This is a genomic window from Hymenobacter saemangeumensis, from assembly GCF_039541835.1.
GTDB classification, from domain to species: Bacteria; Bacteroidota; Bacteroidia; order Cytophagales; family Hymenobacteraceae; genus Hymenobacter; species Hymenobacter saemangeumensis.
The window spans coordinates 1-14,681 of the sequence record NZ_BAABGZ010000027.1; the positions used below are offsets into that span (position 1 = coordinate 1).

General features: G+C 62.8%; 13 protein-coding genes. 6 read left to right on the plus strand and 7 right to left on the minus strand.

Annotated features, from left to right (window positions below; genetic code table 11):
- The first annotated feature begins 173 nt into the window (after window positions 1–173).
- Genes ABD919_RS11835 through ABD919_RS11845 form a run of 3 tightly spaced genes read left to right on the plus strand, consistent with a single transcriptional unit; the run spans window position 174 to window position 2,872 of the window.
- Entirely contained in the window at window positions 174–713 is a 540-nt protein-coding gene (locus tag ABD919_RS11835) for an RNA polymerase sigma factor (RefSeq protein WP_345236222.1), read from the plus strand.
- A 12-nt stretch (window positions 714–725) separates the two neighbouring features.
- Window positions 726–1,712 (plus strand): hypothetical protein, encoded by a 987-nt coding sequence (locus ABD919_RS11840; protein ID WP_345236223.1) that lies wholly within the window; start codon window positions 726–728, stop codon window positions 1,710–1,712.
- Between the two features lie 20 nt (window positions 1,713–1,732).
- The gene (locus ABD919_RS11845; RefSeq protein ID WP_345236224.1) at window positions 1,733–2,872 is read left to right on the plus strand and encodes a porin family protein; all 1,140 of its coding nucleotides are present in this window, start codon (window positions 1,733–1,735) and stop codon (window positions 2,870–2,872) included.
- Between the two features lie 60 nt (window positions 2,873–2,932).
- On the opposite strand, the gene ABD919_RS11850 is transcribed toward ABD919_RS11845, so the two are convergent.
- Window positions 2,933–3,691, minus strand: coding sequence for a TrmH family RNA methyltransferase (locus ABD919_RS11850; RefSeq protein ID WP_425556410.1), 759 nt, complete (start codon window positions 3,689–3,691; stop codon window positions 2,933–2,935).
- On the opposite strand from ABD919_RS11850, the gene tamL reads away from it, so the two are divergent.
- Window positions 3,682–6,327 carry a translocation and assembly module lipoprotein TamL gene (tamL, locus tag ABD919_RS11855; RefSeq protein WP_345236226.1) on the plus strand — a complete coding sequence of 882 codons (2,646 nt, stop codon included), beginning with the start codon at window positions 3,682–3,684 and terminating at the stop codon, window positions 6,325–6,327. The two genes, ABD919_RS11850 and tamL, sit on opposite strands and share 10 nt — an antisense overlap.
- Before the next feature lie 52 nt (window positions 6,328–6,379).
- Here tamL and ABD919_RS11860 read toward each other — a convergent pair whose 3' ends face one another.
- Window positions 6,380–8,515, minus strand: coding sequence for an alpha-ketoacid dehydrogenase subunit alpha/beta (locus ABD919_RS11860; protein WP_345236227.1), 2,136 nt, complete (start codon window positions 8,513–8,515; stop codon window positions 6,380–6,382).
- Window positions 8,516–8,856: 341 nt separating this feature from the next.
- On the opposite strand from ABD919_RS11860, the gene hemF reads away from it, so the two are divergent.
- Window positions 8,857–9,783 (plus strand): oxygen-dependent coproporphyrinogen oxidase, encoded by a 927-nt coding sequence (gene hemF, locus ABD919_RS11865; protein WP_345236228.1) that lies wholly within the window; start codon window positions 8,857–8,859, stop codon window positions 9,781–9,783.
- A 55-nt stretch (window positions 9,784–9,838) separates the two neighbouring features.
- Window positions 9,839–10,438, plus strand: a complete 600-nt coding sequence (locus ABD919_RS11870; RefSeq protein WP_345236229.1) for a phosphatase PAP2 family protein — start codon at window positions 9,839–9,841, stop codon at window positions 10,436–10,438.
- Window positions 10,439–10,521: 83 nt separating this feature from the next.
- On the opposite strand, the gene ABD919_RS11875 is transcribed toward ABD919_RS11870, so the two are convergent.
- The 5 genes from ABD919_RS11875 to ABD919_RS11895 all read right to left on the minus strand — a co-directional run bounded on the left by ABD919_RS11875 (window position 10,522) and on the right by ABD919_RS11895 (window position 14,641).
- Window positions 10,522–10,716 (minus strand): hypothetical protein, encoded by a 195-nt coding sequence (locus ABD919_RS11875; protein WP_345236230.1) that lies wholly within the window; start codon window positions 10,714–10,716, stop codon window positions 10,522–10,524.
- A gap of 177 nt (window positions 10,717–10,893) precedes the next feature.
- Window positions 10,894–11,640: a hypothetical protein gene (locus ABD919_RS11880; RefSeq protein ID WP_345236231.1), complete on the minus strand. Its 747-nt coding sequence runs from the start codon at window positions 11,638–11,640 to the stop codon at window positions 10,894–10,896.
- A gap of 82 nt (window positions 11,641–11,722) precedes the next feature.
- On the minus strand, window positions 11,723–12,313 hold the full coding sequence (locus tag ABD919_RS11885) for a riboflavin synthase (protein WP_345236232.1): 591 nt from the start codon (window positions 12,311–12,313) through the stop codon (window positions 11,723–11,725).
- 167 nt (window positions 12,314–12,480) lie between these two features.
- Window positions 12,481–12,813, minus strand: a complete 333-nt coding sequence (locus ABD919_RS11890) for a hypothetical protein (protein WP_345236233.1) — start codon at window positions 12,811–12,813, stop codon at window positions 12,481–12,483.
- A gap of 148 nt (window positions 12,814–12,961) precedes the next feature.
- Window positions 12,962–14,641, minus strand: coding sequence for a S8 family peptidase (locus tag ABD919_RS11895; protein WP_345236234.1), 1,680 nt, complete (start codon window positions 14,639–14,641; stop codon window positions 12,962–12,964).
- Window positions 14,642–14,681 lie beyond the last annotated feature (40 nt).

Below are 14,681 nucleotides of genomic sequence, written 5' to 3' on the forward strand. Positions count from 1 at the left end.
TTTGCCCTGAAAATTGCCCTCTTCATTTTTGCCCACACCCTCCACCAAGCCGGCCTATAGCCCGCAACTTGGGTTTGCAAGCTACTTTTTTTCATTTTCCAGGCAACCTGCATGCAACCCCGTGCATCTGCCGCTCCAGAACCTACCCTCACCGTCGTTGACAAACTTTTAACGTGACCGAAGCTGAACTTATCGCCGCCTGTATCCGGGGTGAGCACCGGGCCCAGCGCCAGCTCTACGACCAACTGGCGGGGCTGATGCTGACCGTGTGCCGCCGCTACCTCAAGCGCCGCGAAGACGCCGAGGAAGCCTTGCTCATGGGCTTTGCCAAGATGTTTAAGGCCCTGCCCAACTACCGGTTCGAAGGCAGCTTCGAAGGCTGGGTGCGCCGCATCATGGTCAACGAGTCGCTGATGCTGCTGCGCCAGAAAGAAAGCATGCTCGTATCGATGGAAGACTTTGCCCAGCCCGAGAACCTGGCCACCACCGCCGCCACGGCCGACACCCAGCTGCAGGCCGAAGACCTGATGAGCCTGCTGGCCGACCTGCCCACCGGCTACCGCACGGTGTTCAACCTCTACGCCCTGGAAGGGTTCGGGCACCAGGAAATTGCCGAGATGCTCGGCATCTCGGAAGGCACCAGCAAGTCGCAGCTCAGCAAGGCCCGGGCCATGCTGCAGCGCCGCCTCAGCCAGGTTGCCGTCACCGCTTAACGCTCAGAAATCATGCGCCCCGAAGATATTGACAACTTATTCCGCGGCTCGCTCGACGACCACGCATCGACGCCCCCACCCGCGGATGCCCTCTTCGCTCGCCTCCAGCAGGCCCAGGCGGAACAGGCCGAGCCAGCCATTGAGCGGCTCGACACCCTGTATCAAAGCAAGCTCAGCGCCCACGTAACGCCCCCCGGCCGCGAGCTGTGGGAGCGGCTCGAAGACGAGCACCTGCGCCCCCGCAAGCGGCGGGTAGCAGCCTGGTGGCCCATGGCCGTGGCGGCGGTGGTGGCCCTGCTGCTGGTAGCCGGCGGCGCCGGCCTGCTGCTCAACGGCCGCGTGCAGCCCGCCGGCCCTGGTGAGCTGGCCCGCACCCATACCCCCGGCTCCAAGGGCCGTGTGGTAGCGCCTGGCGCCGAAGCCGCCGCCAGCCCGGCCGCCCTGGCCACGGCAAGCCCGCTCGCTGAAAAAAACCGGGCTGCACAGGCAACCGACCTGGCCAGTGCTTCATCTAGCGCCCCGGAAGCCAGCACAGCCCGGCCCCTCGCACCGGCCACAACAGCTTACCCGGCGCCCGGCAAGGCAACTACTCGCAAACCAGCCAAGGCTTCGGCCGGCCTGCTGGCCCAGCAGCAACCCCGGCAGTCGGGCCCGACTGCCGCAGGCACCCCGGCTCCGGAGCCGCAGCTGCCTGCACGGGATGCTCCGGTGGTGGCTGCGGTAGCTTCTCCCTCCTCTACTGCTGCGGCCTCGGCCAGTCCGGCGGGAGTAATTGAAGTGGAAGTACGCCGTGGCGAATTGCCGGTAGCCGATGTGCCGCCGGGGGCTGACGCCCCACCGCTGCCGACCCGCCGCGGATTGGGCAAGCTACTGGACCGCGCCACTGTGGCGGTGCGCGATGCCAAGCAGGGCTTGCTCGACCGAGCCAATTTGCCCGACAACGTTACGGTGCATGCCCGGCTGGGCGACCGCACCCTCAGCAAAACCATTGAATTATAATCTTCTTTCCCTCAGAAATCATGCAACGCGCTTTTCACCTTTTCCTTCTGCTCCTCTCGCTGGGCCTGGTTACCAGCCCAGGGGCCCAGGCCGGCCGCCTTGGCCAGCCCCTGTCCAAAGACACTATCGTGGTGCGGCTGCCCAACAAAGCCACGCTCACCCTGGTGGTACGCGACGCTGCCCAGCTGCGGCAGCTCAGCACCTATCACCTCGACTCCCTGACTACCCGCCTGGCTGGCTACATCAAACAGGCCGAATCGGCTGCCCAGGCCGGCACGAGCGAGAAGGTGACCATGGAATTTTATCCCGACAAAGACCAGCCGGGCCAGAACCTGCCCGAGCAGATTCGCATCACGGCCAACAAGAAACAGAAATCGAACCGGGTCGACGTGGCGTTAAACAAGGCCCTGGGCGTGAACGTGACGCATCACGACAGCGGCAGCAAGTCTTATAACATCGACATCGACACCAACGACAAGAAGCCGAAAACTCCGGCCGATACGACCCGCAAGAAAAACAAAGGCGAGAAGCACCGCGTGGAGCTGCGCTTCGACTTTGGCCTGAACACCCTGGTAAACCGCGAGACCAATGCCACCGGCGGCGTGCCCTCCCTCAGCACCTGGGGCTCCAACTATGTGAATGTGGGCTTGGACTATGTGTTTCCCCTGTTCACCCACAAGCATACCCGCATGGCCTTTACCCTGGGCCCGCAGCTTTCCTTCAACGACTTAGAGCTGCGCGGCAATGAAGTATGGGTAGAGCGCAATGGCCGCACCCTCGCCGAGCGGGCCCCCAACGACGTGCAGGTTGACAAGGCCCGCATGCTGGTAACGACCCTGAACATGCCGCTCATGCTCCATCTGCGGCTTCGCAACGCCCGGGGTAAGAACACGCTCTCCGTTGGGGCAGGCGGATTTGCCGGCTACCGGCTGAGCAGCTCCTCCCTGGTGGAGTACACCCTGGCCGGCAGCGACGACGAGCGCGAAGACAAGGTTTCCGGCCGCTTTCACCTCAACGACTGGCAGTACGGGCTGCAAGGCCAGATTGGCTTTCACTGGCTGACTTTCTTCGCCAAGTACAACCTCAACAGCTTGTTCAATGAAAACCGCGGCCCCCAGGCCCAGGTCCTGAGCTTTGGCCTCAACTTCATCGGCTACTAGCACCCGCGGCCCCGTCACCGAAAAAAAGCCCCGTTCCGGACGGGGCTTTTTGCTGCCTGCTTAGACCTGCCGAAAAAAATTATCAAGCAGAATAGCTGCCGAGATGGCCACGTTCAGGCTTTCGGCCCGGCCACCTGGCCCGCGCGGAATGTGCAGGCGCCGGGTAAGGCAGGCCTCCACTTCCGGCGTGAGGCCGTGCGACTCGCTGCCCATTACCAGCACGCCGGCGGGCTGCAGCGGCAGGTGGTGCACATTGTCGCCATGCAGGTCGGCGCCGTAAACCAGGGCCTCGGGGGGCAGGCTCTGCAGCCAGGTGGGCAAGTCCCGGCTCCACACCTTCACGCGGGCAAAGGAGCCCATGGTAGCCGACACAGTTTTAGGCGCATACGGGTCGGCACAGGTTTCACTAAGCACCACCCCCGGCAGGCCATACCAGTCGGCGAGCCGGATAAGGGTGCCCACGTTGCCGGGGTCACGCACCTGGTCCAGGGCCAGCACCAGGGAGCTGGTTGGCAAAGCAGGCAGCAGGTCGGCCTCCTGGGGAAGGCGGGCCACAGCCAGGGCGGTGGTGTTGGTTGCCAGCGTGCCCAGCTGGGTCAGGGCCGCTTCCGTAGCCAGGGTATAAGCCGGCCCGGAGGGGAGCAGGGCACGGTTTTGGTCAGCAAACTCAGCTGTGAGTAGCACCTGTTCCGTTTCCATGCCGGAACTTAGCAGTTCTAATACACTTTTTCCTCCCTCTACCAGAAAAGCGCCGTGGCGCTGCCGGTATTTTTTCTGGTGCAGAGACTGCACATATTTCGCTTGAGCTTTTGAAATCATTGCTGCAATTAATGCCCCTGGGGTACAAAAGTCGGAAGCGCTGGTGGCTTTTGGTGCTGCCGGGCCTGCTGCTGGCGGCCTGCTCACCCATTCGGCTGCTCCGGCCGGGCCAGCGCCTGCTCAGCAAGCTGGAAATAAAGGGCGTTGACCAAGCCGATGAAGAGCGCCTGCGCGCCCTGGCCCAGCAAAAGCCCAACACCAACTGGCCCCTGCCCAAACTGGCCATCTACCAGCTCGGCTACACCTTTTACGATTCTACCAAGATTCAGAAAAAGATGGAGCGCATCCGGACTACCTACAACAAGCGCATGGAGGAAGCCGGCACCGACTCCGCTAAGCTGGGCCGGCTGCTGGCCCGGCGCGAGCGGCTTATCAAGCGCAAGCAGCTGGCACTCGACAAGGGCAACGCCATCATGCGTCTGGGCGAGCCACCCGTGGTGTATAACCCGGCCCTGACCCAGCGAACCGTAGAGCAGATGACAACCTTTCTGCACTCGGAAGGCTTCTTCCGGGCCCAGGTGCAGGCCACAGACACCGCCCGCACCAAGCGGGGCCTGTGGCGGGGCTTCCTCTACGGGGTGGGCCTGCGCAATGAGCGGCCCCGGCGCGACTCTACCGGCGCCATCCGCCCCCACCGCCGCGTCACGGTAACGTACACCATCAACGAAAACCGGCCCTTCCTCATCAGCCGGCTCACGCAAACCATACCCGACTCCGGCGTGGCCCAGGTGCTGCGCCAGCATCAGCGCGAAACCTTGCTGCGTACCGGCGAGCGCTACCAGGAAAGCCTCATTGGCCAGGAACGGGTCCGGCTCGAAACCGTGCTGAAAAACGCGGGCTACTACGATTTTCGTCAGCAGTACATCACGCTGGAGGCCGATACAAGCTTTACGCCCTTCACCGTACGGCTGCGCACGCTCATTGCCAACCCCAGCGAGGAGAGCGGCCACCGCAAGTATTCGCTGCGCCAGGTAAGCATGGTCACCGATGCCGGCACCCTGGGCACCCTCAACCCCCTCCCCGGCGACACCGTGCGGCGCGCCGGCCAGCCCGGCGCCCCCCTGCCCCGCCTCAGCATCCGCACCGACACCACCTTAACTGACTCGGTACACTTCGCCGCCTTCAAGCAAAAGTTCAGCACTAAGCTGCTGGCGCGCAAAATCTCGCTGCGGCCCGGGCAGCTGTACAGCCTGCAGCGCACCCAGCAAACCCAGCGCCTGCTGGCCGACCTGGACATGTTCCGCTTTAACACAGTGAGCTACCGCAAAGTTGAGGGCTCCGCCTCTGCCGATAGCAGCGCCACAGTCCCCAACACCGGGCAGCTCGATGCCATAATCAGCGCCACGCCACTGGAGAAGTTCCAGGAAACCACCGAGTTTGGCGGTACGTTCGTTGCCAATATTCCCGGGCCCTTCATCAACCTGCGCCTGAAAACGCGCAACCCGTTTGGGGGCGCCGAGGTGCTGGAGGTAGGCGTACGCGCTGGCCTGGAAGGGCAATTCAACCCCGTTGGAGGTGCCCCCAACACGGATACCTACAGCGTGCAGTTTGGGGCGACGGCGGCGCTGGTGCTGCCCCAGTTCCTGCTGCCTTTCCGCAGCAGCCGCTTTCTCAGCCGCTACAATCCCAAAACCCGCTTTACCCTGTCCGAGACCTACGTCAACCGGACCTTGTTCACCCGTACCAACCTGGAGTTTACCTACGACTATATCTGGCAGAAGTCGGCCTTCCATCAGTATGTCTTTTCCCCCGTTGTTATCAATGTAATTAATGCGGCCCGGGTTAGCGACGCCTACCGCAAGCGCCTCTACGAGCTGCGCGATGAAGGCTTCCCCCTCTACCGCAGCTTTGTGGAGCTCTACGAGCCCAGCATGGCCTTTACCTCGCTGTATAACTCCAACGACTTCAACCAGACCCGCAATGCTCAGTACTTCCGCGTGACGGCCGAAGTGGGCGGCCTGACCCGCAACCTTTACAAGGACGCGTCCTGGTTTAACCTCGACGTGTACCAGTTTGCCCGCCTGAGCGTCGACTACCGCCGGTATTACCGCCTTACGCCCCGCACCTATTTCGCGTACCGCCTCAACGGTGGCGTTGTTTCGGCTTTAGCGTATTCGGAAGTAACCAGTACCGATAGCAACAACGTGGAATTTAAGGAGTACAAGCGGGCTGTTCCCTACGACAAGTACTTTTTTGCCGGGGGCGGCTCCAGCGTACGCGCCTGGCAGCCCCGTCGGTTGGGCACGGGCAGCTATGCCACCCGAATTGCCGCCACCGGCGAGCGCGACCGCCTCACCGAGCAGCCCGGCGAGCTGCTGCTGGAAGGAAGCGTAGAATACCGGTTCCCGGTGTACTCTTTCGTGAAAGGGGCCGTGTTCACGGACTTTGGCAATGTCTGGACGCTGCAGGCGGGCGGGCAGGAGGCGGCCCGCTTTAGCCTGAGCAATCTGGGCGTAGCCGTCGGCAGCGGGGTCGGCATTCGCTTCGACTTCTCCTTCCTGATTCTGCGCCTCGACATGGCCGCTAAAGTCTACGACCCAACCGCCCTCGATGGCCGGCGCTGGGTGCTCGACAAGCTCTACACCGAAAGAAACTATGGCCTGGCGTTCAACCTGGGCATAGGCTATCCATTTTAGTGCTTGGTGCTTGGTGTAGATTGGCAAATTTCCAGGCACTAAGCACCAGGCACTAATAAGAAAGCAGCTCGCCAAGCACCCCGGCTACTTTGGCCGCGCTGGGTAGCATCTGCTTTTCCAGCTCAACGTTCAGGGCAATGGCCGGCAGGTTGGCCGCGCCGTAGGTGAAAACCGGCGCATCGAGCGCCTCAAAGCAATGGCGCTGAATGCGCCCGGCCAGGCTTTCGGCGAAGCTGTTCAGCAAGGGCTCCTCGGTGAGCACCAGTACTTTGCCGTGGCGCCGCGTCGCGGTAGCTACTGCATCGAAATCCAGGGGATTCAGGGTGCGCAGGTCCAGAATTTCCACCTGACCGGGGTAGTCCTTGCTGGCGGCTTTGGCCCAGTACACACCCATGCCGTAGGTTACCACCAGGCAGGTGTTGCCCCGGCGTAGCTGCTCGAGGTCGGCCTCCTGGGCCACGGCGGCCTTGCCCAGGGGGATGACATAGCCTGCAGCCGGCTCTACGGTTTTGGCATCCTCGGTGCCGGGCACCTTGCTCCAGTACAGGCCTTTGTGCTCCAGCATCACCACCGGGTTGGGGTCGAGGAAGGCCGCCCGCATGAGGCCCTTCATGTCGGCCGCATTGCTGGGGTACACCACTTTAATGCCGCGAATGGTGAGCAGGGTGCTCTCAATGGAGCCAGAGTGGTAGGGCCCGCCCCCACCATAAGCCCCGATGGGCACCCGAATCAGGGACTGCACGGGGAACTTGCCCATGGTGAGGTAGCAGGACTTGGACAGCTCCTCCACCAGCTGGTTCAGGGCCGGCCAGATGTAGTCGGCAAACTGAATTTCTACAATGGGCTTGGCCCCTACGGCCGACATGCCGGCCGTGCTGCCCACGATGTAGGCCTCCTGAATGGGCGTATTAAACACCCGGCTGTCGCCGTACTTCTTGGCCAGCAGGGCGGCTTCGCGGAACACACCGCCCAGCTCACCGCCCACGTCCTGCCCGTAGAACAGGGCTTCGGGAAACTCGCGCAGGATGTCATCCACGGCGTGCAGGGCGGCATCTACCATCAGGGCCTTGTCGGCGCCGGCGGGGCTGCGCTCACCGGCTTCGGCGGTCACAGCGGCCGGGGCAAACTCATGCTCGGCAAAGGTTGCCGGGTCGGGGTTGGGCGCGGCCAGGGCCTGCTGCCAGTCGGCCTGCACGGTGCGGCGCGCATCGGCAGCCAGCTGCTCCAGCTCGGCGGCCGGCACGCCCAGCTCCAGCAGGCGCTGCTCCAGCTTGGGCAGCGGGTCCAGCTGCTGGTGGTGGCCCAGGTTGTCGCCGCGGTACCACTCCCGGCGCACGCCGCTGGTGTGGTGGCCCAGCAAGGGGCACTTGGCGTGCACCAGGGCCGGGCCTTTGCGGCTGCGCACGTGGGCAAATGCCGCTTCCAGCCCGCGGTAGGAGCTTTCGAAGTCGGCGCCGTCCACCCGCAGGCGGTACAGACCGGGGAAGCCGGCGGCAAACTCGTAAGCATCCATGGCGCGCATCTCCTGGCCGGTGGCCGAAATGCCCCAGTCGTTGTCCTGCACCAGGTAAACAATGGGCAGCTGGTGCAGAATAGCCATCTGCAGGGCTTCCGACACCTCGCCTTCGGTCATGGCGCCATCGCCAATCGAGCACAGCACCACCGGCGCCTCGGTTCCATCAGCTTTCACCTCGGCCGCCCGGGGCTGAGCCAGCCCTTGGCGCTCGAAGTAGGCAATAGCGTGCGCAGCGCCCGTGGCGGGAATGGCCTGCATGCCCGTGGCTGAGCTTTGGTGGGGTATAACCGGCACGCCGGGCCGGCGCAGGCTGGGGTGTCCGTAGTAGGTGCGCCCCCCGCTGAAGGGGTCGTCGGCCTTGGCCAGCAGCTGCAGCATCAGCTCGTAGGGGCGCAGGCCCAGGCCCAGCAGCAGGGCGTCGTCGCGGTAGTAAGGCGCGGCGAAATCGGTTTCGGTGAGCTGAAAGGCGGCGGCCAGCTGTATGGCTTCGTGGCCCCGGGCGGTGGCGTGCACGTAGCGCGATGCCGTGGCCTTCTGGTCTTCGTAGAGGGCTGCCATCTCGGCAGCCGTAAGCATCAGGCCGTAAGCCCGGCGCAGCAGGGTCAGGTTCTGGGAAGCGGGCGAAGCCGCGGGGGCCTCGGCAGGAAAAGAAGCAGCAGTTTCAGCAGTCATAGGTCGGGGCAGGTGGGGCTGCAAAAGTACGGCAGCGCCCGCGCCCGGCATCTGCCCGTGCTACTTGAAATCAATGCCACTTAGCTCACCGTAATTTTTCAGCTACGCCTGTGGTGGCTGCTCGGCACATATAAATTCCCCTGGGCTCGTGCCACACAAAAGCAGAATGGCCCGTAGGAATTCCTGACTTGGCGAAATAGCCGAACAGACAGACCAGGCGCTTAACTACGCCAGCCAGTAGCTTTGCTGATTGATGAGCTCCTGCTGCCCCGATGCTGCGGTACTTCCGCCACCATTCCCCGGCTTCCAGGAATTCTGGGTTCGATAAAACTTCCTGCACCTTGCCTACTACAGCCCCCCTTCCCTCCCTGCGTCCCGAAATCGAAGCCTGGCTGGCGGACTTTCAGCTGCGCCTGTGCCAGCAGCTGGAAGCTGCCGATGCCGGCCCGGCCCGCTTCCGTACCGACGAATGGCAGCGCCCCGGCGGCGGCGGCGGGCGCTCCAAAGTGCTCGAAAATGGCCAGGTTCTGGAAAAAGGCGGCGTCGGCTTCTCCGCCGTGTGGGGCGAGATGAGCGAAGCCGCCGTCCGGCAGCTGCACATGCCCGACCCGCACTTTTTCGCTACCGGCGTAAGCGTGGTGCTGCACCCGCGCAGCCCGCGCGTGCCCATCATTCACATGAATGTGCGCTACTTCGAGGCCGGCAATGGCGAAGCCTGGTTCGGCGGCGGCATCGACCTAACCCCCATCTATGTAGATGAGGCCCAGGCCCGCCGCTTTCACCTGGCCCTGAAGGCAGTGTGCGACCGCCACGACCCCGCCTACTACCCCCGCTTCACACGCTGGGCCGACGACTACTTCTACCTGCCTCACCGCCAGGAAACCCGCGGCGTGGGCGGCATTTTCTACGACCGCCTCACCGTGGGCAAAGACGGCAGCGCCGAGCAGCTCTTCGCTTTTATGCGCGACGTAGCCGAGCTGTTTGGCCCCTTCTACTGCACGCTCATGGCCGAGAACCGCGCCCTACCCTTTGGCTCGGCCGAAGAAGCCTGGCAAACCCTGCGCCGCGCCCGCTACGCCGAGTTTAACCTGGCCTTCGACCGCGGCACCCGCTTTGGCCTGGAAACCGGCGGCCGTACCGAGTCCATCCTGATGAGCCTGCCGCCGCGTACGGGCTGGGCCTATAACCCGGCTCCGCCTGCCCCAGGCTCTGCCGAGGCCCGCACCCTGGACTGGCTGCGCAAGGGCGTCGATTGGATTACAGCCTAGTAGGTGGCGTCCTCCAGCCCCTCTGCTGCCATACCACCCGCACTGCCGCCATGTCATGACTCTAAGCTCTTCATTGGTAGACTTCAACTCCATTCAGGCCCTCGACCGCGCGGTGGTGCTGGCTGTGAACGGCACGCATACGCCCCTGCTCGACGCGGTAATGACCTTTGCCTCGGACCGCAATGTGTGGTACCCGTTCTATGCCCTGCTGATTGCCTACCTGATTTTCCTGTACCGGCAGCGGGCGCTGTTTCTGCTGCCCTTGCTGATTGGAGCCGTTTCGCTGGCCGACCTGATTACCAGCCGCTTGTTCAAGCCTTATTTTGGGCGGCTGCGCCCCTGCCACGAGCCGGGCCTGCGCGAGCTGCTGCACCTGCCCGATGGCTGTGGGGGGCAGTTCGGCTTCCTGTCCTCGCATGCCTCCAACTCCATGGCCCTGGCCGTGTTTCTGCTGCTGGCCTTGCCGCCCCGCCGGTTTCTGTGGCTGCAGCTCCTGGTGTTTGCCTGGGCCCTGCTGCTTTCCTACAGCCGCCTGTACCTGGGCGCTCACTACCTCACTGATGTGCTGGGCGGCGCTTTAGTTGGTGCCCTGCTGGCCTTTGGGGCCACCAAGGCCTTCCACCGGCTGTCGGCGCCCAGGCCGCCACAGGCCTGAGCTGTTGCCGGCAATGTTAAACGCCCGGGTGGCCCTGCTTGCAGGGCCACCCGGGCGTTTAACATTGCCGTGAAGAAACTCTATTAGCGGGCGGCTTTTCCGGTTTGACGGTCGCCCCGGTCGCCCTGTCCGGGCGTGGTTTTATTCTTGGCCGGCTTGCGCACATCCTGCGACAGGGAGCGGTGCTGGTCGTCCATTTCCTTGAACCGTCCGTTTTCGTCGCGGCGGGCATAGCGCTTATCGCCCTCGTGGGGCTCAATCAATTCGCGTTTAGACATGACAGAATGAATAGGTGGAAGATGCTATTCCTACGCCGGTCGGCTGGTAGTTGTTATGGCCCAGCTAACTACTCAAAAGCCTGGATTTTAATTCAACCACATTGCCTGACAGCAGCTTCACTGTTTCATCAGCCCCAGCGACAGGAACCGAATGCCCTGCGACCGTAGGCAGCGACTTCAGTTGCCCAGAATAGCCTTCACCTTCTTATCCAGCGCTTTTCTGCTGTAAAACCGGCGGTAGAGGGCCTGCACCGCGTACTCGTCGTACAGCGGGCAAAATCCTTCTTCCAACAGCGCCTGCGTGGCCAGGGCAAAATTGTAGCCGGGCAGCTGGCTGGCAAACACATACCGATAATTGGGCTCGTTTGCCTCAAAGCGGCGCGTGGCCTGCCTTACTTTATCGGCATACCGCGCAAAATAACGCTCAAACTCCGGTTTGGTCATTTCATCAATCGGCCTCAGTCGCTGAAGCTCGTTGATGAAGCGGGCGCTGTAGTAATAGTCCCCAAAGAGCACCCGGCGGTCCTGGGCCTGCAGGCGCGCCAATGCCTGTGGGCTGCGGGCCAGGGTATCGGGCGCATTCCAGGCCAGCTGAAAATGGTGGCCCGGCACGTAATCAAACAGCACAATGCCCGAGTAGCGCAGGCTGTCGACGCCCTGCCGGACAATAAGCAGATGCCGCTCGCCCAAAGCCACGACTTGCGCAATGGGAAGCCTGGCCCCGTGTTTATAGCGCGCTGCCAGGCTCAGGGTAGGCTGCCCCACGTCCACTTGCCGGATGCGGAGGCTGTCGTGGTCTATTGCCAGCTCCAGCAGCCCGTACTGGCCCAGCCCGTACCACACCCCTTCAAAACGCTGGGCAACAGCAGCCGGCTTGGCTAACAGGACTGCCAGTACAACAAGGACGGCTGGCAATTTCATCATGGTGGCAGCAAGCGCAGGTTATGGAACAGTGCCCAGCAGGAGCTCAGGCAACAACAGCTAGCTTGGGAGCGTGCCGCTGCTGCTACCGGCCCAAAAGCTTGGCTACATACTTACCCACGATGTCGAACTCCAGGTTTACCGTGTCGCCGGCCCGGAGCTGATGGAAGCTGGTATGCTCGTACGTGTACGGAATAATAGCCACGGTAAAGCCGGTGTTGGTGCTTTCAAAGCAGGTCAGGCTGGTGCCATTCACGCAGATGGACCCTTTTTCTACCGTGAGGAAGCCCGGCCCGGGCGCGTGGTGAAAGCGGAACAGCCAGGAGCCGTTCTGGTCTTCTACGCGCACGCACTCGGCCGTGGCATCCACGTGGCCCTGCACGATGTGGCCATCGAAGCGCCCATTAGCGGCCAGGCAGCGCTCCAGGTTGATTTTACGACCGGGCTGCCACTGGCCCAGGTTGGTTTTCTTTAGCGTTTCGTCAATGGCCGTTACCACGTGGGTACCGGAGGCTGCATCGACTGCCACTACGGTCAGGCACACGCCGTCATGGGCTACGCTCTGGTCAATCTGCAGCTCGCTGGCAAAGGGCGACTGCACCGTGAAATGACAGTTGCTGCCTTGGGTTTCGACGCCGACAACCGTGCCAAGCGCTTCAATAATGCCAGTAAACATAGTCTGCAGGTGAGAATGAGTGAAGGGTAAAACCGAATGATACTGCAAAGAACGGCAGCCCAGCCTGAGTTATGAGTAACCAGGCCTAAACGAAAAGTGAAGCAGCGCGGAGCGACTACGCTCATCACTGCTTCACTTTTCCTACAAAAACGGAAAACGCCAGGAGCTTACTTATCCCCTTTCTCGAAGGGGCGCCAGTCCAGCTCCCCGGGCAGGCCGCCTTCCTTCTTGCGCAGGAACACCGTCTGGTCGTCGTCTTCGCGCTTGCCGAAGGTGACGTCGGCACGGCAGTCGCGGCATTTCACCGACGTGTACTTGAACTTGCCCTGGGCCACGCGGCTGGTCAGGTCCAGGTTGTCGGAGCCACATATGCCGCAGGCGGCGACGTCGGAAAAGCTCAGGCGCTCGTATTCCGCAACCGTTTCGTGAAAGTTGTTGCCCTGCACGGTAAAGTGAAACTGGCGGCGCCCAATGCGCTTGGAGGTCATGAGTTGCAACATGATGCTGTCAAAAATTTTAGCATTGAAAGATGGTTTAAAATTAGCTAAATAAAGTAGCAATTGCAAACGCATTGGTCATTTTTTGATTCATAAAAAAAGGAGCCCTAAGGCTCCTTTTTAATTACTTGAGAGTGTGTAGTCTCAGCTATTACTGCTGGATAAAGGTTGCCGTGCGGCGGGTCTCCCCTGCGCTTACTTCGCATACGTAGCTTCCCTTGGCCAGCTTGCCCAGGCGCACCGCCGCTTCGCCGGCCGTAGTAGCCGGAATTTGCTGCTGGCTCACCGTGGCACCCCGCGTATCCAGAATGCGCACCCGCAGCGCGCGGCCGCGCAGCTCCGCCGGCAGGGCCAGCATCAGGGGGCCGTCGCCGCTGGGGTTGGGGAAGATGGCCAGCTTGGCGCCTCCCGCCGCTGCGCTTTGGGCGGCAAGAGGCGAGTTGGGGTTCAGCGCATTGTAGGCCCGCACAAAGTGCGGAATACCATAGCCCAGCATGTTGTTGGGGGTGGTAGCCAGGGTGGCGGTGTTGCGCAGGGCTGCAATCACCTGCTGGGCCGTCAGAGTGGGATTGGCCTGCCAGAAGCCCGCCGCCATGCCCGCCAGAATGGGGCAGGCGTAGGAGGTGCCGCTGCCGCGGAAGGCCCGGCCAGACGGCGCCAGCACCGCCGAGGCCACTCCCTGCGATACCAGCGTGGGCTTTATGCGGCCGTCGAAGGTGGGCCCATAGGAGCTGAAGTTGGCGTGCTGGCCCAGCGAGTCGATGGCCCCGACCGTCATGATGGAGTCGGCATCGGCCGGAGCCGAGATGAAGTGCCAGGGGTCGTCGCCTTCGTTGCCAGCGGCGCTCACCACCAGTATTCCAGTCCGGGCGGCCATGGTAGCTGCCCGGGTAGAAATGGCGTTGCGGCCGTTCATGTCGGCGTAAGTGTAGGACCGCGAGGGCGCGTCAAACGTGGTGTAGCCCAGCGAGGAGCTGATGATATCTACCCCGGCCGAGTCGGCATACTCCGCCGCTACCAGCCAGTTGGCTTCCTCAATGGGGTGTTCGGAGTTGATATCTTCGGTAATGCAGAGGTGAAAGCTCGCCCGCGGGGCCGAACCGATATAAAACCCGTCCTGCTCGGCGGCAATGGCCGACACACAGTTGGTGCCGTGGCTGTGGCGCAGGTAAACGGAGGTGCCGCCATCCACAAAGTTGCGGGTGCCCACAATGCGCTGCTGGGCAAACAGCGGCTGCATGGCCGGAATCTGATCGACGCCCGGGAAGCCCGCATCGAACACGGCAATGTGCATGCCTTCGCCGCGGTAGCCGGCATCGTGCATGGCAATGGCGCCGATAATCTGGTTCTGCTTAAAAGCCGGGCCGTACTGGCTGCGCGTGCCCAGGGTGCTGCGCTGCAGCGTGGGCGGCACCTGAGCCGAGGGGCTGGGCGACGGCACGGGGCGGGGGCCCCGGTTCAGGGTCTGGGCCGTCCGTACCGAGGGCAGAGCAGCAATGTTGCGCAGGCTGGCCGAGTCGCACTCTACCACCACTGCATTAAACCAGCGCGAGCGGTAGCGCACCTGCACGCCGGGCACGTTGCGCACCTGGGTTACGTAGGCCGGGTTCACGGGCAGGTCGCGGGCCGTTACGGCAATGTTCTGCCGGGTGCGGCGGGCCAGGGCCCGGGCCGACAGAAAGCTCTGCGGCTGCGCAACGGAAAACGGGGTACCGTTCTTATCGTTGAAATACACCATGTGGCGCCGCACGGTGCCCTGAGCGGCCGCGGGCGCTGCCGCCAGGGTTCCCAGCAAGCCCAGCGCTACCGCACCAAAGAAAAGGTTTTTCATTACGCAGATTGATAACAGAAGCCAGACGGACAGAATGACG